This is a genomic window from Cellulomonas shaoxiangyii (assembly GCF_004798685.1).
GTDB lineage: Bacteria > Actinomycetota > Actinomycetes > Actinomycetales > Cellulomonadaceae > Cellulomonas > Cellulomonas shaoxiangyii.
Genome location: NZ_CP039291.1, coordinates 274,914 through 295,862, shown reverse-complemented (window position 1 = coordinate 295,862; position 20,949 = coordinate 274,914). Strand labels below are relative to the sequence as shown.

General features: G+C 76.8%; 16 protein-coding genes. 8 read left to right on the top strand and 8 right to left on the bottom strand.

Annotated elements, in window-relative coordinates:
• Positions 1-59: 59 nt before the first annotated feature.
• On the top strand, positions 60-1,394 hold the full coding sequence (locus E5225_RS01360) for an MFS transporter (RefSeq protein ID WP_135974278.1): 1,335 nt from the start codon (positions 60-62) through the stop codon (positions 1,392-1,394).
• A 37-nt stretch (positions 1,395-1,431) separates the two neighbouring features.
• Here E5225_RS01360 and E5225_RS01355 read toward each other — a convergent pair whose 3' ends face one another.
• The gene (locus E5225_RS01355; protein ID WP_135974279.1) at positions 1,432-1,989 is read right to left on the bottom strand and encodes a DUF2231 domain-containing protein; all 558 of its coding nucleotides are present in this window, start codon (positions 1,987-1,989) and stop codon (positions 1,432-1,434) included.
• Positions 1,990-2,164: 175 nt separating this feature from the next.
• On the opposite strand from E5225_RS01355, the gene E5225_RS01350 reads away from it, so the two are divergent.
• Both E5225_RS01350 and E5225_RS01345 read left to right on the top strand, forming a co-directional pair.
• Positions 2,165-3,949 (top strand): pyruvate dehydrogenase, encoded by a 1,785-nt coding sequence (locus E5225_RS01350; RefSeq protein WP_135974280.1) that lies wholly within the window; start codon positions 2,165-2,167, stop codon positions 3,947-3,949.
• A gap of 385 nt (positions 3,950-4,334) precedes the next feature.
• Positions 4,335-5,801, top strand: coding sequence for an outer membrane protein assembly factor BamB family protein (locus E5225_RS01345; protein ID WP_135974281.1), 1,467 nt, complete (start codon positions 4,335-4,337; stop codon positions 5,799-5,801).
• A 13-nt stretch (positions 5,802-5,814) separates the two neighbouring features.
• Here the strand turns inward: E5225_RS01345 and E5225_RS01340 are convergent, their stop codons facing one another.
• The 3 genes from E5225_RS01340 to E5225_RS01330 form a co-directional block, all read right to left on the bottom strand.
• A complete protein-coding gene (locus tag E5225_RS01340; RefSeq protein WP_135974282.1) occupies positions 5,815-7,380 on the bottom strand; it encodes an outer membrane protein assembly factor BamB family protein in 1,566 nt (521 codons plus the stop codon).
• Between the two features lie 80 nt (positions 7,381-7,460).
• On the bottom strand, positions 7,461-8,744 hold the full coding sequence (locus E5225_RS01335; RefSeq protein WP_135974283.1) for an MFS transporter: 1,284 nt from the start codon (positions 8,742-8,744) through the stop codon (positions 7,461-7,463).
• Between the two features lie 80 nt (positions 8,745-8,824).
• Positions 8,825-9,913, bottom strand: coding sequence for a magnesium and cobalt transport protein CorA (locus tag E5225_RS01330; RefSeq protein ID WP_136225264.1), 1,089 nt, complete (start codon positions 9,911-9,913; stop codon positions 8,825-8,827).
• A gap of 104 nt (positions 9,914-10,017) precedes the next feature.
• Here E5225_RS01330 and E5225_RS01325 point away from each other — a divergent pair, with 104 nt between their 5' ends.
• Entirely contained in the window at positions 10,018-10,530 is a 513-nt protein-coding gene (locus E5225_RS01325) for a gluconokinase (protein ID WP_243738328.1), read from the top strand.
• A gap of 69 nt (positions 10,531-10,599) precedes the next feature.
• On the opposite strand, the gene E5225_RS17845 is transcribed toward E5225_RS01325, so the two are convergent.
• Entirely contained in the window at positions 10,600-10,959 is a 360-nt protein-coding gene (locus E5225_RS17845) for a BAR domain-containing protein (RefSeq protein WP_243738329.1), read from the bottom strand.
• Between the two features lie 228 nt (positions 10,960-11,187).
• On the opposite strand from E5225_RS17845, the gene E5225_RS01315 reads away from it, so the two are divergent.
• On the top strand, positions 11,188-12,594 hold the full coding sequence (locus E5225_RS01315; RefSeq protein ID WP_135974285.1) for an APC family permease: 1,407 nt from the start codon (positions 11,188-11,190) through the stop codon (positions 12,592-12,594).
• Positions 12,595-12,615: 21 nt separating this feature from the next.
• On the opposite strand, the gene E5225_RS01310 is transcribed toward E5225_RS01315, so the two are convergent.
• The 3 genes from E5225_RS01310 to hrpA form a co-directional block, all read right to left on the bottom strand.
• On the bottom strand, positions 12,616-13,842 hold the full coding sequence (locus E5225_RS01310) for a saccharopine dehydrogenase family protein (RefSeq protein ID WP_135974286.1): 1,227 nt from the start codon (positions 13,840-13,842) through the stop codon (positions 12,616-12,618).
• Positions 13,843-13,917: 75 nt separating this feature from the next.
• On the bottom strand, positions 13,918-14,319 hold the full coding sequence (locus E5225_RS01305; RefSeq protein ID WP_135974287.1) for a type II toxin-antitoxin system VapC family toxin: 402 nt from the start codon (positions 14,317-14,319) through the stop codon (positions 13,918-13,920).
• 92 nt (positions 14,320-14,411) lie between these two features.
• Complete coding sequence (gene hrpA, locus E5225_RS01300; RefSeq protein WP_243738330.1) at positions 14,412-19,058, bottom strand: ATP-dependent RNA helicase HrpA; 4,647 nt, start codon at positions 19,056-19,058, stop codon at positions 14,412-14,414.
• A gap of 251 nt (positions 19,059-19,309) precedes the next feature.
• Between hrpA and E5225_RS01295 the strand changes: the two genes are divergently transcribed.
• The 3 genes from E5225_RS01295 (at position 19,310) to E5225_RS01285 (ending at position 20,924) form a co-directional block, all read left to right on the top strand.
• On the top strand, positions 19,310-19,798 hold the full coding sequence (locus tag E5225_RS01295) for a hypothetical protein (RefSeq protein ID WP_136225262.1): 489 nt from the start codon (positions 19,310-19,312) through the stop codon (positions 19,796-19,798).
• A gap of 20 nt (positions 19,799-19,818) precedes the next feature.
• The gene (locus E5225_RS01290) at positions 19,819-20,325 is read left to right on the top strand and encodes an aminoacyl-tRNA deacylase (RefSeq protein WP_243738422.1); all 507 of its coding nucleotides are present in this window, start codon (positions 19,819-19,821) and stop codon (positions 20,323-20,325) included.
• 185 nt (positions 20,326-20,510) lie between these two features.
• The gene (locus E5225_RS01285) at positions 20,511-20,924 is read left to right on the top strand and encodes an STAS domain-containing protein (RefSeq protein ID WP_135975545.1); all 414 of its coding nucleotides are present in this window, start codon (positions 20,511-20,513) and stop codon (positions 20,922-20,924) included.
• Positions 20,925-20,949: the final 25 nt, after the last annotated feature.

Below are 20,949 nucleotides of genomic sequence, written 5' to 3'. Positions count from 1 at the left end.
GGAACCACCGGCGCGGACCGGGGCGCGGAGGTGTCGCCGCCGGGTGCGAGAGTGAGGGCATGCTCCAGCCCTACCGGGACGTCCTCGCGCGTCCCGGCGCACTCGCGTTCTCGTCCGCCGGCGTCGTGGCCCGCATGCCCATGTCGATGGTCGGCATCGGCATCGTCCTCATGGTCGAGGCGCTGTACGGCTCGTACGGCCTGGCCGGGCGGGTCTCCGCCGTGTTCGTCGTCGCGCAGGCGGCGTGCTCCCCGCAGATCGCGCGGTTCGTCGACCGGTACGGGCAGGCGCGCGTCATGCGGCCCGCGGTGCTCGTGTCCGCCGCCGGGATCGTGCTGCTCGTCCTCGCCGCCACGCAGCGGGCGCACCCGGTGTGGCTGTACGCCGCCGCCGTGCTCGCGGGGTCGACGATCGGGTCCTTCGGGGCGCTCGTGCGCGCCCGCTGGACCCACGCGCTGGGCGAGGACCCGCGCGGCGTGCACACCGCGTTCTCGCTCGAGTCCGCGCTCGACGAGCTCGTCTTCGTCATCGGCCCCGTGCTGGCGACCGTGCTGGCCACGTCCGTGGCGCCCGCCGCCGGGCTCGTCGTGCCCGTCGTCGCGATGGTCGTCGGCGGGATCTGGTTCCTCGCGCAGCGCCCCACCGAGCCACCCGCCACGGGCACCCTGCCCGTCGCCGACCGGCCGCGCGGGAGCGTGCTGCGCTCCCCCGGCATGGTCGTGCTCGTCGTGGTCTTCATCGCCATGGGCGCGATCTTCGGCGCCACCGACGTGTCCACCGTGGCGTTCGCGGAGGAGGTCGGCCGCCCCGGGATGGCGGGCGTCGTGCTCGCCGTGTTCGCGCTCGGCTCGCTCCTGTCCGGCCTGCTCTACGGCGCCCGGCACTGGGCCTCCCCGGTGCACCGCCGGTTCGCGATCGGGGTCATCGCCCTGGCGTTCGGCGTGTGCGCGTTCTTCCTCGCGCAGTCGCTCACCGTGCTGGCCGTCGTCATGTTCGTCGTCGGGTTCTCGATCGCGCCCACGCTCATCAACGGCAACGCGCTGGTGCAGGGGCTCGTGCCGGCGGGCCGGCTCACCGAGGGGCTGACCTGGGTCAGCACGGCCCTCGGTGTCGGGGTGTCCGTCGGGTCGTCGGTCGCCGGGTCGCGCATCGACGCCGCCGGGGCCCACGCGGGGTTCCTCGTCGTCGTCGTCGCCGCGGCCGCCGCGCTCGTCGCGACGCTCGTCGCGCTGCCCGTGCTGCGGCCGCGGGCCGGCAGCCGCGCGCCGGCGCCGGACGCACCCGGCCAGCGGCGGGTCGAGGACCTGAGCCCGAGCGCGACGGGCGGCGCGACCGTCGCCGCCTGCGAGACCGCGGCTCAGGCGGCACCGCGCCCGGGCGCGCCGCACGCCTGAGGGGCCCGGACACCTCCCCCGGCGCCCCGCCGGGACGTCAGTCGGCGAGGCCGCCCTCGGGGTACTTCTGCACGATCGTCATGTGCCCGCCGAGGTACCCGCTGACACCCACGACGGCGCCGGCGGCCAGCACGACCGCCTTGCCGAGCCCGCGCCTGCCCTTCTTGCGCAGCAGGTAGGCGCCCGCGTACATGCCGAGCCCCACGCTGTTGAGCGCGGCGTGCACCGCACCGACGCGCTGCACGCGCCGGTTGCCGTTGAACCAGTCGGCCGCACCGGTCAGCGCCGTGGGCAGCGCCGCCAGCACACCGAGCCCGAGGAGCCGGTCCGCGGCATGCTCCGCGTCCTCGCCGCCGACGAGGTCCAGCGTCGTCGCGCTGATCCACAGGCCCAGCGGCAGGTCCGTCATCAGCGGGTGCAGCGCGTGGCCGATCGGCTCGCCGTTCAGCAGGCCGCGGATGCGGTCGTGCGAGAGCAGGGGCGCGTACGCCGCGCGCGCGGCCGCCACGGGGCGGTCGAGGCGGGCGTCCGCCTCGAGCCCGTGGGCCCACTGCAGGGCGGTGTTGTCGGTGTCGGACGAGCGGGAGTGGGACACGGGGGCCTCCGGGCGGTCGCTGCTGGGCTCGGTGCGTCGGGTGCGGCGCGGTCTCGACGCCTCGTCCAGCATGGCCGTGCGCGGCTCACCACGCAGCGCGACCGCGCCCGGTCGCGGCCCGCGGGTGACGGTCGGACGATGGAAGGACCGTCCCCACACCCCCAGGAGGTCCACCGTGGCGCGCCGTACCGTCGCCGACCAGCTCGTCGCCCAGATCGTCGCCGCCGGTGCGCGGCACGTGTACGGGATCGTCGGTGACAGCCTCAACCCGGTGGTCGACGCGGTGCGCCGGGCGAACGAGGCCGGCGTCGACATCCAGTGGGTGCACGTGCGCCACGAGGAGGCCGGCGCGTTCGCCGCCGCGGCCGAGGCGGAGGTGACCGGCCGGCTCGCCGTCTGCGCCGGGTCGGCCGGCCCCGGCAACCTGCACCTGATCAACGGCCTGTACGACGCGAACCGGACCGGTGTTCCGGTGCTCGCGATCGCCTCGCACATCCCGAGCGCGCAGGTCGGCACGAACTTCTTCCAGGAGACGCACCCCGACCGGCTGTTCGCCGACTGCTCGGTGTACTGCGAGCTCGTCTCGACGCCCACGCAGGCCGCCCGGGTGTTCCGCACCGCGATCCACCACGCGTACGGCGACCGCGGCGTCGCCGTCCTCACCATGCCCGGCGACGTCGCGGACCTGCCCGCGGAGGGCGACGACGTCGACGTGCTGACGCCGCCGCCCGCGCCGCGCGTCGTGCCCGACGCGGGTGCGGTGGCCGCGCTGGCGGCGGCCCTCGACGCGGCCGGCAGGGTCACGATCTTCGCGGGCGCCGGGTGCGCCGGGGCGCGCGAGGACGTGCTCGCGCTGGCCGACGCGCTGCGGGCCCCGGTCGGGCACTCGCTGCGCGGCAAGGAGCACGTGCAGGTCGACAACCCGTTCGACGTCGGCATGTCCGGCCTGCTCGGCTACGGCGCGTGCCAGGCGGCGATGGAGGGTGCGGACCTGCTCCTGCTGCTCGGCACCGACTTCCCGTACGACCAGTTCCTGCCGTCGGACGTGCGCACCGCGCAGGTCGACGTCGACCCGACGCACCTGGGCCGGCGCACGCGCAACGACCTCGTCGTCGTCGGCGACGTCGGGGAGACCGTCCGCGCGCTGCTGCCGCTGCTGACCCGCGACCGCGACCGCCGGTTCCTCGACGCGATGCTCGAGAAGCACCACCGCGCGATGACCGGCGTCGTCGGCGCCTACACGAAGGACGTCGAGAGGCACCGGCCCATCCACCCCGAGTACGCCGCCGTCGTGCTCGACGAGGAGGCGGCCGACGACGCGGTCTTCACGGTCGACACGGGCATGTGCAACGTGTGGGCGGCGCGGTACGTCACGCCCAACGGCCGGCGGCGCGTCATCGGGTCCTTCTGGCACGGGTCGATGGCGAACGCGGTGCCGCACGCCATCGGCGCGGCGTTCGCGGGCCGGGCCCGGGACGGCGGCGGGCTCGACGGCCGGCCGCGGCAGGTGGTGGCGATGGCCGGCGACGGCGGCCTGTCCATGCTGCTCGGCGAGCTCATCACCGCCAAGCACTACGAGCTCCCCGTCAAGGTCGTGCTGTTCGACAACGCGTCGCTCGGCATGGTGCGGCTCGAGATGCTCGTCGACGGCCTGCCGTCGTACGCCACGGACTCCCCCGCGGTCGACTACGCGGGCATCGCGGCGGCCATCGGCATCCCGTCCGCGCGCGTCGAGGACCCGCGGGAGATCCGCGGGGCGCTCCGGGAGGCGTTCGCGCACGACGGGCCCGCGCTCGTCCAGCTCGTGACCGACCCGCGCGCGCTGTCGCTGCCGCCGAAGATCACGCGCCAGCAGGTCGCCGGGTTCACCGCCGCCATGAGCAAGGAGGTGCTCGGCGGCGGGCTCGGCGAGGTCATGGCGATGGCCCGCTCGAACCTGCGCAACGTCCCGCGCCCGTAGCGCACGGGTGCGCGGCCGGCGTGTCGCCCGTGCGCCGGGCGGGACCGGGACGTCCTCCCGCGGGCGTACGCACGCTGTGCGTACGCCCTGACGACGGGCCCCGCCGGCGTCGCGCCACGCGGCGACGCCCTCGGCCGCGCCCCAGCCCCGCCGCGTGCGAGCTCGTCACTCGTGCGTCGACCTCGTCACCCATGAGTGACGAGGTCGGGCGGGGGTGACGAGCTCGGGCGGGAGTGACGAGGTCGCGCGCAGCGGCGAGGTCGGGCGGGGGTGACGAGGTCGCGCGGAGGGACGGGTCGGCGGAGTGTCCGGTCGGGCGGGGGCGCTCTCAGGGCGGGCCGTCCCGGCCGTGACGCGGCCCGGACCACGCCGCTAGCGTGCGCGGATGGCGCGCGCACGCCCCACGCAGGAGGTCGACCTCGTCGAGGACGAGCCCGCACGCGCTGCCGCGGGCGAGGACGGCGACGGTCGTCCCGCCGGCCGGCGCCGGTGGTGGGTCGTCGGTGGCGCCGGCGCGGTCGTCCTGGTGGGCGCGCTGGTCGCCGCGCAGGCCGTGGTCGACGACCGGGAGCGTGCCCGCCTCGACGACGTCCGGGAGGTCCCCGGCGCGGTCGCCCCACCCGCCGGCGCGCTGGAGGTGCTGTGGACGGCGCCGGACGTGCCGCCCTACGCGGACGGCTGGCACGACCCACGGACGTTCGCCGGGCTGCGCACGACGTCCGACGGTGCGACGGAGGTCGCGGCCGTCGACGCGCTCACGGGTGCGGACCGGTGGGTGCTCCCCCTCGTCCCCGCGCCGGAGGCGGACGACGCGCAGGCCTTCCGCGTGGGCAGCCGGTGCGCGGCGGCGGACGACGACCGGCTCGTGTGCCTCGGCAGCGACGCCGTGCTGACGCGCCCGGGCGACGAGCCGCGCGCCACCACCGGCGCCGGCACGACGTCACGGGTCGTCGTGGTGGACGTGCGCACCGGAGAGGTCGCCGCGGACCACGCCGCGCGCTCCGCGGAGGGGGTGCACGCGCACGCGTTCGCGCTGGCGGGCGAGCGGGTCGTGCTGGTCGGCACGGCCGCGGACGGCACGTCGCACGCGTGGTCGCTCGACCTCGCCTCCGGGCTGCAGGCCGGGGGCGAGGCTCTGCCCGCCGCCGACGACCGCCTGCTGCCGGCCGCCGCCGCCGACATCCCGTACGCGCTCGGCGACGGCACGGTCGGCGTCGCCGCCCAGGACGGCTCCGCGCTGGTCCTCGACCCGGCCGACGCACGCGTCGTGCGCGGGCCGCTGCGCGGCACGTCGCCCGCCGTGGTGACCCATCACATCGACGGACGCACCGACCTGGCCGTCCCCCGGGGCGAGGACGCCGACGTGGTCCGCGCCGCGGGCGACCTCCGGGTCCCGGGGCGCCTGCTGAACGTGATGGTGGACGACGGCTCCGTGCCCGGCGTCCTGTTCACCGAGGGAGCCGGCCGGGTGCACGCCGTCGACGCGCGCACCGGCGAGGTCCGGTGGGAGGCCGCCGTGGCGCTGCCGAACGCCGTCGGGGTGCTCGACGGGCGGGTGCACGTGCCCTCCCCGGCGACGCTCGTGACCCTCGACGGCCGCACGGGCGCGCGCCTGTGGGAGCGGGAGCGCTGGTCGACCGTGTGGGGCGCCGGGGTCCTCACCGACGGGACGCTGCTGTACGAGCCGCGCGCGTCGACCCGGGAGGCCGGGCGGCCGGAGCTCGTCGGGCTGGACCCCGCGGACGGTGCCGAGCGGGGCGTCGTCTCCCTGCCGCCGGACGTGTGGTCGGTCATCCCGTGGGGCGGGCGGCTCGTCGAGCTCGAGGCAGCGGGGGTGACCGTGCTCCGGTGACGGCCGGCGCCCGTCAGCCGAGGACGAGGACCTCCTCGTCCCCGTCGCCGGACAGCACCTGCAGCGCGAGCCGCCCGTCACGCAGGGCCACCCACCACGTCCCTCCGCCGCCGCCGCGCGGGCGCCCGCTCGACGGCGACGGTGCGGGCGTGCCCGCCCGGACGGTGACGCCGCCGTCCTCGCGCCGCACCTGCCCGGACCAGGTCGGCGCGCCGTCGTACGTCCACGCGTCGATGCGCGTCGGGGAGGTCGCGAGGACCACGGCGCCGTCGGTCATGAGCTGCACGTCCTCGTGCGACAGGGCCACGCGCCAGCGCGCGTGCCCGTCGCTGCCGTCCAGGCGCACGAGCTCGTCGCCCACCGCGGCGAGGACGCTCCCGTCGACGACCAGGGCCGAGCGGAGCTCGCCGTCGACGCGCCACCGCACCGCGCCGTCGACGTCGCGCAGGGTCGTCCGCGCGTCCTCGCCCTCGCCGCTCGTCAGCAGGACGTCGCCGAGGCTGCCGTCGTCGACGGCGACCCACCCGAGCGACTCGCCGTCGAGGTCCGTGGCCGTGCCGTCCGGGCGGTGCAGGTGGGCGGCGGGGCGCACGCCGCCGGTGCTGTCGTGGAGCAGCACCGACCCGCCGGGCAGGATCATGCCTCCTCCGCCGCCGCCTCCTGGGTAGCGCGCCAGCACGGCCCCGTCCGGGAGCGCGAGCAGCGCCGAACCGCCCTCCATCATGACGAGCACGCGGTCGTCCCGGACGGTCGCGTGCGACCACGGGTACTCCTCGGCCCCGGGCAGGGGCAGCGTCGTGCTCCAGCGCGGCGTCCCGTCGCCGGCGAGCAGCCTGACGACGACGTCGTCGTCCCCGTGGAGGGACGTCACCCACCCGCCGGGCACGCGCGTCACGGAGGCGTCGTCCGGCTGGTCGGCCCGGTGGACGACGCGCCCGTCGGACGGGTCGAGCTCGAGCAGGGCCACGACGGTCGGGACGCGGCCGTCCGGCGCGGTGGCGGCGTCGACCGGCCGGCTCCACTGCACCACGCACGCGACGACGTCTGCCGTCAGCTCGCGTGGCCGCTCGCGGTCCCGCGGGGGCGAGTCCTGCAGCGGCTCGGTGCACGAGGCGTACGACCCCTGCTGCCGGTCGACCCTGTCGGGCGGCGGGACGGTGGTGCGCCACAGCTGCTCGCCCTGCGCACCGACGCCCGCGACGACCGCGTCGGGCCCGGAGTCCCAGTCCCCGACCACCGTCACGTCGCCCACCTGGACCCCGGCCAGGAGCGCCTGGTTCTCCACCGACGGCCCGTCCGTGGCGGACCACGTCAGGTGCTGGGCGACGGGCAGCGCCGGGTCGACCGGTCGCAGCACACCGGGCACCTCCTGCAGCGCGGCGACGCGGTCCGCGTCCCGCTGCCGCGTCCGGTGCTCGAGCAGCACCCCGGTCCCCACGGCCCCGACGAGCACGACCGCGAGCGCGACCACCACGCCCGGGTGCCGGCGCAGCCACGCGCGTGCGGCCGGCTCCTCGTCGCGCGCGGCCGGCGCGGCGGGCTCGTCGTCCTCGACCAGCTCGACGTCGTGCAGGGTCATGGCCGGACGCTACCGGCGCGGGTGCGCCGCGCGGGCGGGGTCCGGCGGGCGGGTGCACCGCCGGCCGGCCGAGTCCGGGGTCAGGGCGTCGGGTTGCGCGCGTCGTAGTCCCAGAACGTGCGCTGCGCCCGGACGAGCACCCACACGAGCACGACGCACGCGACGCCGCCCGCGACGGCCGCCCAGCCCTCGCCGACGCGCGTCGACGCGGCGCCGAGCGCGAGCTCGCCCAGGCGCGGCCCGCCGGCGACGACCACGACGAACACGCCCTGCAGCCGCCCGCGCATGTCGTCGGGCGTCGCGGTCTGCAGGATGGTCTGGCGGAACACCGACGAGACGGTGTCGGACGCGCCCGCGAGCACGAGCATCGCCAGCGCGAGGACGAGCGCGACCGGCACCACCTGGTCCGGCGACGTACGCCCGGCGGCGACGAGCACGGCCCCGAAGCCGACGATCGACAGGCCCCACGCGGTGATCGCGGCCGCGATGATGCGGCCCTGCCAGCGCACGCGCGCGAGCCCGCCGGAGAACAGCCCGGCGCCGATGCCGCCGACGGCGATCGCGGCCGTGAGCGCGCCCGTCGTCGCCTCGCCGCCGCCCAGGTACAGCACGCCGACCGCGGGGAACAGCGCGCGCGGCATCGCGGTGACCATCGCGACGATGTCGACGAGGAACGTCATGCGCACGTTCGGCTGCGTGCCCAGGTACCGCAGCCCGTCGACGACCGAGCCCAGGCCGAGGCGCGCGCGGCGGTTCGCCGACGGCTCGGGCGGGACGGGCGGCAGGCGCAGCAGCGCGGTGAGGGCGAACGTGAACAGGACCGCGTCGACGGCGTACGCCCACGCGTACCCGACGGACGCGACCAGCACGGCCCCCGCGAGCGGCCCGATGGTGAGGGCCGTGTTCCAGCCGATGGTCTGCAGGGCGTTGGCGGCCGGCATGAGCCGCGGCTCGAGGAGGCGCGGGATGATCGCCGACCGGGCCGGGGAGTTCACGGCGCCGGCGGCGGACTGCACCGCCACGAGCGCGTACAGCAGCCCGACCTGCTCGTTGCCGACCACGGCCTGCGCGACCAGCGCCAGCACGGCGACCCAGCTGACGACCGACGCGACGACCGCGACCGTCCGGCGGTCGTAGTGGTCGACGAGCGCCCCGCCGTACAGCCCGAAGACGACCAGCGGCACGAGCGCGCACAGGCCCAGCACGCCGACGGCGAGCGTCGAGGCGGTGAGCGCGTACACCTGCAGGCCCACCGCCACGACCGTGAGCTGCGACCCGAGGTTGGCGACCGACAGGCCGAGCCACAGGCGCCGGAACGCCGGGCTGACCCGGACGGGGGTCAGGTCGACGAGCAGGTGGCGCACCGGGTGATGCTACGTGCGCGCAGGCCGTGCTCCCGCCGCGGGCGACGTGACGCGCGCCTCGCCGCCGCGCACGGCCGCCCCTACAGCCACCCGTTGCGCCGGAAGAGGCGGTGCAGCCCGACGCAGGCGCCGGCGATCACGCCGAGCACGAGGAAGTACCCGAACCGCCAGCGCAGCTCGGGGATGTACTCGAAGTTCATGCCGTACACGCCCGCGATGGCCGTGGGCACCAGCGCGATCGCCGCCCAGGCGGAGATCTTGCGCATGTCACCGTTCTGGCGCAGCGCGACCTCGCTCTGCGCGACGGTGACGCGTGCGGTGTTGGCCTGCAGCACGTCGGCGAGCTGGCGCTCGACGGTCTCGACCGCGTCGGCCGCGCGCAGCAGGTGGTCCTGCACGTCGCGGAAGTACGGTGCGGCCTCGGCCGGCACGTGCGGCACGTCGCCGTCGACGAGCCGTTGCAGGGGGCGGCCGAGCGGCAGCACCGCGCGGCGCACCTCCGCCGCCTCCTGCTTGAGCTTGTAGATGCGCTCCGCGTGGTTGACCTGCCCGGGCCCGAACACGCGCGCCTCGATGTCGTCCACGTCGATGTCGATCTCACCCAGGGCCGACTCGTACCCGTCGACCACGAGGTCCGCCGCCCGGTACAGCACGCCCGCGGGCCCGAAGCCGGCCGCCGGGCCCTCGCCGCGGTCCAGCTCCTCGCGCACGCGCCGCAGCACGTCACCCTTGCCGTGGCGCACGGTCACGACGAAGTGCGGGCCCAGGAACAGCGCGAGCTCGCCGACGTCGACGACCTCGTCGTGGTCGACGTAGCGCACGGGCTTGAGCACGACGAACACCACGTCGTCGTACACCTCGAGCTTGGGCCGCTGGTGCGCCTTGACGGCGTCCTCGACCGCGAGCGGGGGCAGGCCGAACTCGCCGGCCACCTCCGCGACGTCCGCGACGGTCGGCCCCTCGAGGCCGAGCCAGACGAATCCGCCGGTCTCGCGCGCGACGTCGCCGGCGCGTCCGAGCGGGAGGCGCCCGGGTGCGCGCCGCCCGTCGACGTAGAGCCCGCAGTCGACGACGACCCGGTCCGCGTGCCGCGTCCCGTCGGCCCCGGCTGCGCCGGCCCCGCGTGCGTCGGCCCCGCGTGCGTCGCCCGTCCCGGCGTCCGTGTCCACGTCCGCTCCCTCCGTCGCCGGTGACCGTACCCGGCGCACCGGCGGTCAGCCCCCGCACGCGCGGGACGGCCCGCGCCGGGCGCGCCGGGTGGCAGGGTGTCGGCGTGGACACCGCACCCGTCGAGCACCTCGTCGTCATGGGCGTCTCCGGCACCGGCAAGTCGAGCGTGGGCCGCGGGCTCGCCGCCCGCCTCGACCGGACGTTCGTCGAGGGCGACGACCTGCACCCGGCCGCCAACGTCGCGAAGATGAGCAGCGGCACCGCCCTCACCGACGAGGACAGGTGGCCGTGGCTCGAGGCGGTCCGGGACGCGATGACGGCGCACGCGCGCGCCGGCCGGTCCACGGTGACCGCGTGCTCGGCCCTGCGCCGGGTCTACCGCGCGACCCTCACGCAGGCGCAGGGGCGCGTGCGGTTCGTGCTGCTCGACGTCCCGCCCGAGCTGCTGCGCGAGCGCGTCGCCCGGCGGACCGGGCACTGGATGCCGCCGAGCCTGCTCGACTCCCAGCTCGCGGTGCTCGAGGCGCTGCAGACCGACGAGGACGGCGTCACGGTGCACGTGCGCGGTGACGTCGACGCGACCGTCACGGAGGCGCTGCGCCTGCTGCGCTCCTGACGGGTCCGGACATGACGACGGGCGGTGGGTTCTCCCCCACCGCCCGTCGCCCGTTCCGTGCCGAGCGCGTCAGATCTTCGGCGCGTTCGGGTTGGCGTCGTCGGCGTCGACCAGCGGACCGTCGGTCTGCGGGTACGACGTCTGCGGGTACGACGTCTCGCTCGTGGGCTCGTCGGCCGACTCGTCGGAGTCGCCCTTGTGGAACGCGGACTTGGCGGTGCTGACCGCCTTCTCCTTGAGCGCCCCGCCCTGGGTCTTCGCGAAGTCCGTGGCGGCCGACTCGGCGTCCTTCACGTAGCCCTGGACCCGGGGGTCCTGCCACGTCTCGGTCGCCCAGCCCTTGATCTTCTCGAACTGCTGCCGGCCGGCCCGGGTGCCCAGCAGGTACCCGACCCCGGCTCCGACGAGGAACGTGAGCTTGCCCTTCATGCGGCCTCCTCGGACCGGCCGCGACGGCCGGTCGTCGTCTGTGGGACATGCGTGCCGTCGGGTGGCAGCGGCCTGCTCGCACGCACCACCCGGAGGTCCCTGAGCGTAGGTGCGGACGGCCCGGCGCGCCTGTCGAGCGCACCGCGCGGGCAGCGGCCGGTGCGCTCGGCAGGCGCGACGGGGCGAGCAGGAGCAGACTCCCCCTCACCGCCGCCAGGGGAGGTCGCCATGGTCGCCACCGCACCACCGCCCAGCGCGCTGAGGCGCACCGTGGGCCGCCGGATGCTGCTGATCTTCATCGTCGGGGACATCCTCGGCGCGGGGATCTACGCGCTGACCGGCCGCGTCGCCGGCGAGGTCGGCGGGGCGATCTGGATCCCGTTCGTCGTCGCCTTCGTGCTCGCCACGCTCACGGCGACCGCCTACGCGGAGCTGGTCGGCCGGTTCCCGCGCGCCGCCGGTGCGGCCGTGTACGCGCAGCAGGCGTTCGGGCGGCCGTTCGTCACGTTCCTCGTCGCGTTCGCCGTCCTCATGTCCGGCATCACGAGCGCGAGCGCGGCCGCGCGCGCGTTCGGCGGCGACTACCTCGCCGAGCTCGTCACCGTGCCGACGCTCCTCGCCGCCTGGGTGTTCGTGCTGGTCATCGCAGCCGTCAACGCGGTCGGCGTCGCCGAGTCCGTGCGCGTCAACCTCGTGCTGACCGCCGTCGAGGTGACCGGCCTCGCCGTGATCCTCGTCATCGGGGCGCGGGCGTTCCTGTCCGGCGAGGGCGACCCGTCCCGCGCGATGACCCTCACCGCCGACGGCCCCGCGTGGATGGCCGTGCTCGGCGGCACCGCGCTCGCGTTCTACGCGCTGCTCGGCTTCGAGGACTCCGTGAACCTCGCGGAGGAGTGCCAGCACCCCCGCCGCGACTTCCCGCGCGCCCTGTTCGGCGGCATCGCCATCACCGGCGTCATCTACCTCGCGGTCGCCTTCACGACGTCGATGCTCGTCGAGACCGACACGCTGGCGGACTCGACCGGGCCGCTGCTCGAGGTCGTGCGGGTCGCGGGGCTCGTCTTCCCGCCGTGGCTGTTCGCGCTGATCGCCCTGGTCGCGGTGTCGAACACGGCGCTGATCAACATGATCATGGCGTCGCGCGTGGTCTACGGGATGTCGCGCGAGGGCATCGTCCCCGGCTGGCTGGGCAAGGTCGGCAGCGGCCGCCAGACGCCGTGGACGGCGATCCTCTTCACGACCGTCATCGCCCTGACGCTGGTCAGCACGGGCGACCTGTCCGGCCTGGCCGACACGACCGTGCTCCTGCTGCTGCTCGTGTTCGCGACCGTCAACGTGTCGGTGCTGGTGCTGCGCCGCCGCTCCCACGCCGACGACGACGCGACGCCGCAGGGCGACGCCGAGCGCACCTTCCGTGCGCCGACGTGGGCGCCCGCGCTCGGCGCCGTCGTGTCGCTCGTGCTCGCGTCGCCGCTCACCGGCCGCGACCTCGACGTGTACGCGCGCGCCGGCCTGCTGCTCGGCATCGGCGTCGTGCTCTACGTCGTCAACCGGCTGTTCGTGCCCCGGGCCTCCGCCGAGGGCGCCGCGCTCGGCGTCGACCAGGGCGAGCCCGCGGGGACGCACGAGTCCTGACCCGAGTCCCCGCCGGGGGCGTCAGCGGGGTGTCGCCTCGTACGTCTGGCCCGCGGCGCGCAGGCGCTCGACGAGCACGTCACCCAGGGCCGTCGCGGGCGTGAGCGAGCCGGCCGCGTCCGGGAGGCGGTCCTGGTCGAGGGCCAGCGCGAGGGCCGCCTCGCCGAGCATCACGGCCGTGGCGGCGTAGCCCGGGTCCCCGCTGCCCGCCGCGAGCGCGCGGTACTGCCGGCCGGTCGTCGTGACGGCGTGCACGTCCATGCGGAACCGGCCGGTGCGGCGCGTCTCCTCGTCCGGCCCCTCGCCCGGGGCGGGCAGGACGCGGTCGAGCAGCGCACGCGTCGGCGGGAGGAGGACCGCCCCGGCGAGCACGCCCAGCCCCACGGTCAGGCCCGCGGCCGCCGCGGCGCCGCGCGCACCCCGGCCCGTGCCCGCGACCTCGCCGTAGCGCAGCGTGCGCCCGTACGCCCAGCCCTGCAGCGCGTTGCTGCGGCGCACGACGCGCGTGTTGAACGACGCCATCGGGGACGCCGCGACCCAGCCGCCGTCGACCGTGCGGCCGGGCGCCGGGGTGTCCGGGGGCTGCGGGACGTCGGGCTCGGCGTCGCGGTCGGGGCTCAGCGCGTGCGGGTCCGCCAGCAGCCGGCGGATCCGCGCGTCGCGGGCGGCCTGCTGCACGATCCCCCGCATCGAGGCGACCGTGCCGCCGCTCACGCCCCCGCGGGCGGTCGCGACGAGCCGCACGTCGCGCAGCGCCCCCGCGTCGTCCGCCGCGACCCGGCGGTGCAGCGCGAGGACGGCGAGGTCGGACGGCACCGCGTCGTACCCGCACGCGTGCACGAGCCGCGCGCCCGACGCCCGGGCGACCGCGTCGTACCGGTCGATCGCCCGGCGCACGAACGGCACCTCCCCGGTCAGGTCGGCGTAGTGGGTCCCGGCCCGCGCGCACGCGCCGACGACCGGCAGGCCGTGGCGCAGGTACGGGCCGACGGTGCTCACCACGACCCGCGCGGACGCGGCCATCGCGGCGAGCGACGCCGGGTCGGCGGTGTCCGCCACGACGACGGGCCAGTCGCGGGCCGCCGCGGGCAGGGCGGCGCGCACGTCCTCGACCTTGGCCCGCGTGCGGCCCGCGAGCGCGACGCGCAGGCCCGGCGGGGCGTGCTCGGCGACGTGCGCCGCGACGAGCCTCCCCACGAACCCCGTCGCGCCGAACAGGACGAGGTCGTGCTCGCGCGGGTCCGTCATCCGGCGATGCTCGTCCCGCGGCGGGGCGGCCGCAACCGGCCGGCCCCGCGACCGGCCCGCGCCCGCGTGCTGCGCTCAGGACGGGTAGAGGTCCTCGACGTCGGCGAGCGGCACGCGGCCCGCGGCGGCGGTGCGGAGCACGGGGTCGAGCGTGACGAACGCGTCGGCCTGGAGCTGTGCGACGGCGAGGTACTCGGCGTCGGCGGTGTCGGACCAGCCCAGCTCGTGGGCGATGCGCCAGGCGGCCGCCCGCGAGACGCGGTCGCCCAGCAGCCGGATCCTCGTCGTCGTGACGCCGTCGAGCAGCCGCCGCCCCTCCGCCTCCGGCAGCACGCCGGCGCGCACGGCCCGGTACAGGTAGCCGAGCACGTGGGAGCGCAGCAGCGTCGGCCCGACGAGCTGGTGCTCCTCGGGCACGACGACCCCGTCCCGGGCGAGCTCGACGGCGACGAGGTGGTCGATGGCGTAGCGGGTCATGCCGCCATCCTGCCCGCGTCCTGCGCGCCGGACCCACCGGCACCGTCCGACGCGGCCGACGTGCGCGGTCCGGGCGTCGTCGCCCGCCGGCCTCAGCCGATCGCCGCGAGCGCCTTGCGGATGCGGGTGGGCGAGACGGGCACCGGCGTGCCGAGCTGCTGCGCGAACAGGCTCACGCGCAGCTCCTCGATCAGCCACCGGACGTCGTCGAGCGCGCGCGCCCGCGCCGGGTCGGGCGACGCCGCGGCGAGCCGGGCCCGGACCGCCTCGTACTGCTCGAGCACGTCGTGCACCTGCCACGCGAGGTCGGCGTCCCGGTGCGGGTTCTCCCCCGCCTTGCCGAGCCGGTGCCGGGCCGCGCGCAGGTACCGGACGAGCTGCGGGAGCCGGTCCGCGCCGACCTCGGAGACGAACCCGTCGTGGACCAGCGCGGCGGCCTGCTCGCGCACGTCCTGCGCGGTGGACAGCAGCGCGAGGCTCGTCGACGCCCGCACGTCGGCGTCGAGCTCGCGCCACGCCGTGAGCACGCCCACGAGGTCGCCGACCACGCGGTGCACGTCGTCCTCCAGGCCCCCGCGGACGTCCGCCCGCAGCGCGGCGTACGCGTCCGCGTCGCGGACCTCGCGCGGCGACCGGCCGCCCAGGTGGCGGGCCATGAGCCGGTCCACGGACGCGAGCTGCACGTCGGTGACCAGCGCCTCCGTCGACGGGTACGGCGACGCCGCGAGCGCGAGCGCCTGCGGGCCCGTCCACCGGCTCGTCACGCGCCCGGGGGGCAGGCCCGCGTCGAGCACGAGCAGCCGGCGCAGCCCTCGCCGGGCGGCGGCCTCCGCGACGGCGGCGTCGGCGAGCACGCGCAGCGCGACGGACGCGCGCCCGCCCGTGGTCTCCTCGACGAGCGTCGGGTACGCGCGCACGGCACCGCCCGCGGCGGACGGCGCCTCGACGACGTCCGGCAGCGGACCGGGCAGGTCGGGCCACGACGTCAGGCCCGTGCGCTCGAGGTCGACGCCCGGTGCGGGCGCCCGGTCGGACGGTCGCGGACCCGCGGCGCGACGCCCCGCCGGCGCACCGCCGTCCGCGGCCGCGGCGACCGGACCCGCCGACGCGCCGGTCGCCGCCATCGCCTCCTCCATCGCGGCCCGCACGGCGCTGCGCACCGCCGACGACACCGCGTCCTGCGCCCGGTCGGCGTTGCGGCGCTGCAGGACCAGCAGGTTCTTGCCCTCGTCGACGACGCCGCCGCGCTCGCCGACGACCCGGAACGTCATGCGCAGGTGCGGCGGGAGCTTGTCCTCGTCGACCGCGTCGGGCGGCACCTCGACGTCGCGCAGCGCGCGCACGGCGCGGGCGAACATCTCCCGGAACGACGGCGCGGCGTCGGCGGCGCGGACGGTGTCCTCCCACGTCGCGACGTGCTCGGCCATCCACGCGTCGACGGACCGGGCGACGTCCGGCGCGGGCACGAGCTGCACGCGCACGGCCTTCGGCAGCGCGCGGATCGTGGCCGTGAGCAGCTCGGCACGCAGGCCGGGCACCATCCAGTCGAAGCCCTCGGGCCGCACCCGCGGCAGCTGCGGCAGCGGGATGTGCACGGTCACGCCGTCGGCCTCGGTGCCGGGCTGGAACTGGTAGGTCAGCGGGAACGACAGCTCGCCCTGCGGCCAGCGCGACGGGAACGCGCGCTCGTCGACGGCCGTGTCCGACCCGACGAGCAGCTCGCGCGTGAACGACAGCAGGTCCGGGTCGCGGCGGCGCGCGTCCTTCCACCACCGGTCGAAGTGGCGCGCGGAGACGACGTCGTCCGGGACGCGCTCGTCGTAGAAGTCGAACAGCACGTCGTCGTCCACGACGAGGTGGCTGCGCGTGCGCGCCTCCAGGTCGCCCACCTCGGCGAGCAGGCGGCGGTTCTCGTGGAAGAACGCGTGGTGGGTCGTCCACTCGCCCTGCACGAGCGCGTGCCGCAGGAACAGCTCGCGCGCGCCCGCGGGGTCGACCTTGCCGAGCAGCACGCGACGGTCCGCGACGATCGGCACGCCGTAGAGCAGCACCTTCTCGACGACCATCGCGGCGCCCTGCCGCGTCGACCAGGTGGGGTCGGAGTACGTGCGCTTCACGAGGTGCGCGCCGAGCTCCTCGGCCCACTCCGGGCGGATGCGCGCGGCGTCGCGCGCCCACAGCCGGGACGTCTCGACGAGCTCGGCCGCCATGACCCACGCCGGCGGCCGCTTCGACAGCCCGGACCCGGGGAAGAGCGCGAACCGGGCGCCGCGCGCGCCGAGGTACTCGTTGCGCGCCCGACGGTCCGACTGCGCCCGTCCGCGGCCCTTCGCGTCCTTGCCGGTCGCCTGCACCTCGGTCGCGAGCTGCATGCCGACCTGCGAGAGCAGGCCCGACAGGATCGCCTGGTGGATCGCGTCGCCGTCCCACGACCAGCGCGTCCGCGTGCCCTCGGCCGCACCTGCGGGCGTCGTCGGCTCGACGACCTCCTGCACCGGCGCCCCCGCGGGCCCGCGCCGCCCCCGGCCGCCGTCCCCGCCGGCCGCCTCCGCCGCGGCGCGCGCGGCGACGACCTCGTCGGAGACGGGCGTCGGCGCGCCCTTCGCCGCGATGCCGAGCGGCTTGGTGAGGTCGCGCAGCTGCGTGACGACGTCCTGCCACTCGCGCACGCGCAGGTAGTGCAGATGCTCGGCCTTGCACATGCGCCGGAACGCCGAGCCCGAGAGCGCGTGCTGCTGCTCGCGCAGGTACGTCCACAGGTTGAGGTAGCTGAGCAGGTCGCTGCTCGGGTCGGCGAAGCGCCGGTGCATCAGGTCGGCGGCGTCGCGCTGCTCCGCGGGGCGCTCGCGCGGGTCCTGGATCGACAGCGCGGCCGCGATGACGACGACCTCCCGCGCGACACCGCGGCGGCCCGCCTCGACGACCATGCGGGCGATGCGCGGGTCGACCGGGATCTGCGCGAGCGCGCGGCCCGTCTCGGTCAGGCGCGTGCGGCCGTCGCGCACCTCGAGCGCGCCGAGCTCGGTGAGCAGCGCGACGCCGTCGCGGACCGCGCGCACGTCCGGCGGGTCGACGAACGGGAACTCCACGACCTCGTCGGGGCTGCGCACGACCCCCACGGAGATCATCTGCAGGATCACGGACGCCAGCGACGTGCGCAGGATCTCCGGCTCGGTGTACTGCGGCCGGGACGCGAAGTCCTCCTCCGAGTACAGCCGGATCGCGATGCCCGGCGACAGGCGCCCGGACCGCCCCGAGCGCTGGTTGGCCGACGCCTGCGAGATCGGCTCGATCGGCAGCCGCTGCACCTTCGTCGCCTTCGAGTACCGCGAGATGCGCGCGGTCCCGGGGTCGACGACGTACGCGATGCCGGGGACGGTCAGCGACGTCTCCGCGACGTTGGTCGCGAGCACGACCCGGCGGGTCGAGTGCGGCTCGAAGACCCGCCGCTGCTCGGCGGCGGACAGCCGCGCGTACAGCGGCAGCAGCTCCACCGCCTGCGGGTGCCGCGGGTCCGTCGCGCGGGTGCCGAGCGAGCCGCGCAGGCCCTCCTCGGCGTCCCGGATCTCCCGCTCGCCGGACAGGAACACCAGCACGTCGCCGGGGCCCTCCGCGATGAGCTCGTCCACCGCGTCGGTGATGCCGGTGACCATGTCCCGGTCCTCGCCGCCGTCACCCGTCAGCGGCCGGTACCGGATGTCCACCGGGTACGTCCGCCCGCTGACCTCGACGACGGGAGCGGGCACGCCGTCGGGGTGCTCGGGGGTCGGCGGGCCGGCGAAGTGCCGCGCGAACCGCGCCGAGTCGATCGTCGCCGACGTGATGACGACCTTCAGGTCCGGCCGCTGCGGCAGCAGGCGCGTGAGGTACCCGAGGATGAAGTCGATGTTGAGGGAGCGCTCGTGCGCCTCGTCGATGATGAGCGTGTCGTACCGGCGCAGCATCGGGTCCCGCTGGATCTGCGCGAGCAGGATGCCGTCCGTCATCACCTTGACGAGCGTCTCGTCTGAGGACTCGTCGGTGAACCGCACCTGGTACCCGACGACGCCGCCGAGCGTCGTGCCCAGCTCGTCGGCGATGCGGTCCGCGACCGACCGCGCCGCGATGCGCCGGGGCTGCGTGTGGCCGATCTGCCCGGCCCGGCCGCGGCCCAGGTCGAGCATGATCTTCGGCAGCTGCGTGGTCTTGCCCGACCCCGTCTCGCCCGCGACGACCACGACCTGGTGGTCGCGGATCGCGGCCGCGATCTCGTCCCGGCGCGCCGAGACCGGCAGCTGCTCGGGGTAGACGATCGGGGGCAGCTGCACCGCGGCGCGGCGCTCGGCGGCCTGCGCGAGGCGGTGCTCGTCGCGGGCGCGGCGGTCCGAGCGGGGCCGGCGGTCGCTGCGGTCGTCGGGCGTGCGGCGGTCGTGGGTGCGGCGGTCGTCGGCTGGGCGGTCGTCGGCTCGGCGGTCGCGCCGCGCGTCCGGGGTGCTGCCGTCGTGCGGCGCGTCGGGGGCGCTGCGGTCGTCGGGTGCGGTGCCGTCCGACCCGCCTCCGTCCCTGCGGCCTGCGTCCGGGCGGCCTGCGTCCGGGCGACCTGCGTCGGGGTGACCTGCGTCCGACCGACCTGCGTCCGACCCCCCTGCGTCCGGGCGGCCGCCGGACCGGCGGTCCTCGCCGTCCCTGCGGGGACGACGACCCCGCGGGCGGCGCGGTGCGCGCTCGTCCGTGCTCGGGGTGGGGTCGGTCGTGCTCACGGCGTCCCATCCTCCCAGGCCCGGGGCGCGCACCGCGCGGTCATAGCCCGGACCGCCACGGACCGGGGACGCGTGCGCGGCGTCGAGCCCGTCGCCGGCGGGCGTACAACCCCCGCCGACGCCGGTCTCACGCGGTGACCGCGGCGCGTGACACGTTCGGGTGCCGCGGTGCCCCCGGGGGCTCCGGGCAGGGCATGCTGGGGCGTCGGGTGATTCGTCCGGATCGTCCGACGTCCACGATGGGAGGGCACGTGCTCGACGCACCCTGGCCCCCCGCGCACGACGGCCCGCAGCAGCCGCGGGACGCGCACGCCCGCGCGTGGGCCGACGACGCCGCCCTGCCGGTCCGCCCCCCGGCGGCGTGGCGGCCCGCGGCTCCCCCGGGCGGGGCACCGCCGCACCGCACCGACGGCAGCGCGCAGCCGCAGCCCGCGCACGACGGCGGCGGGACCCGCGGCGACGGGGGGCGTGCGGGCCGGTCGGCACCCGAGCCGTCCGCCGACCCGCTGCGGGGCGCGACCTGGCTGCCCGAGCCGGCGTGGATCCCGCACCCGGCCCCCGCGCCCGAGCAGCGCTGGACCCCCGAGCAGGACTGGGTCGGGGCCTTCGCGCGCCGTGCCCCGGAGCCGGACGCACCCGGCCGCGACGGCGCGGGCACGGCCGCGCGCTGGCTCGTGGCCGGTGCGGTCGCGGCCGTCGTCGTCCCGCTGCTCGTGCTGGCGCTCGCGCTGGGCCTCTGACGTCTGGTTACCGTGGGCGCGTGAGCGAGCACGCGACCGGCGACGACGACCTGCGGACCGACGGCGAGCGCCGCGCGGCGGAGGCCCTGGCCGCGGCGGGCGTCACCCACGAGCGCACCCGGCACGGACGCGTCTCGTCCCTCGCGGAGGCGGCGGCGGCCCGGGGCGTCGCCCCCGCGGACCTGCTGAAGACGATCGTCGTGCGGCGTGGCGACGACGACTACGTGCTCGTGCTCGTGCCGGGCGACCGGACCATCGCGTGGCCGCGGCTGCGCGCGCTGCTGGGCGTCAACCGGATGTCGATGCCGGACGCGGCGACGGCGCTGGCCGTGACCGGCTACGAGCGCGGCACGATCACCCCGTTCGGCACGACCCACACGTGGCCCGTCGTGGCGGACGAGCGCGTGCGCGGGCACCGGGTGTCCATCGGCGGTGGCGGCCACGGCGTCGGGTTCACGCTGGACGGCGACGACCTCGTGCAGGCGCTCAGCGCCACGGTCGCGGACGTCACCGACCCGGAGGAGTGACGCGCCGGACGCCCCTCGCCGCGCCGGCGCACGCGTCCCACCTGCGCAGACGCGCGTCCGGGGAACGTCGAGCGCAGGTTCGGCGTTGAGGGAGACGGCCGTACGGGCGCCCGGTAGCGTGGCGGCGCCGTCGGACCGGTCCAGAGACGTGCCGGGATGTCGACGAGAAGCAGGAGACACCACCCATGACGGAGCTGAGGGACGCCGTGCGCGCGCTCGCGGACCCCACGCCCGACCCGGTCCTGGACCCGGCTCTCGACCCCGCTGTCGCCGCCGCGGACCCCGCGCCCGTGCACGCGATCCGTGTCGAGGCCGAGTACGGCCGCGCGGTCGTGCGGCTCGTCGGCGAGGTCGACGCCGCGCTGCGGGCCGAGGCGAGCGCCTCCATGGGCATGGCGCTGATGAGCGGCCTGCCGGTCGTCATCGACGCGACCGAGGCGACGTTCGTCGACTCCTCCGGCGTGGCGTTCGTCCTGCAGCTGCACCTCGCCGCCTCCGAGGCCGGCATCCCCGTGACCCTGCGCGACCCGCACCGGGTGCTGCGCGAGGTGCTCGACATGGTCGGGCTGTCCGTCCTCATCCCCGACGACGAGGGCTGATCTCACACCCCCTGCACGGCGGGGC

What these genes read in the sequence shown, in the direction of transcription:
- E5225_RS01360 (WP_135974278.1), top strand. Translation starts at nt 60, where the DNA reads ATGCTCCAGCCCTACCGGGACGTCCTCGCGCGTCCCGGCGCACTCGCG.
- E5225_RS01345 (WP_135974281.1), top strand. Translation starts at nt 4,335, where the DNA reads ATGGCGCGCGCACGCCCCACGCAGGAGGTCGACCTCGTCGAGGACGAG.
- E5225_RS01340 (WP_135974282.1), bottom strand. Translation starts at nt 7,380, where the DNA reads ATGACCCTGCACGACGTCGAGCTGGTCGAGGACGACGAGCCCGCCGCG.
- E5225_RS17845 (WP_243738329.1), bottom strand. Translation starts at nt 10,959, where the DNA reads ATGAAGGGCAAGCTCACGTTCCTCGTCGGAGCCGGGGTCGGGTACCTG.
- E5225_RS01315 (WP_135974285.1), top strand. Translation starts at nt 11,188, where the DNA reads ATGGTCGCCACCGCACCACCGCCCAGCGCGCTGAGGCGCACCGTGGGC.
- E5225_RS01310 (WP_135974286.1), bottom strand. Translation starts at nt 13,842, where the DNA reads ATGACGGACCCGCGCGAGCACGACCTCGTCCTGTTCGGCGCGACGGGG.
- E5225_RS01305 (WP_135974287.1), bottom strand. Translation starts at nt 14,319, where the DNA reads ATGACCCGCTACGCCATCGACCACCTCGTCGCCGTCGAGCTCGCCCGG.
- E5225_RS01285 (WP_135975545.1), top strand. Translation starts at nt 20,511, where the DNA reads ATGACGGAGCTGAGGGACGCCGTGCGCGCGCTCGCGGACCCCACGCCC.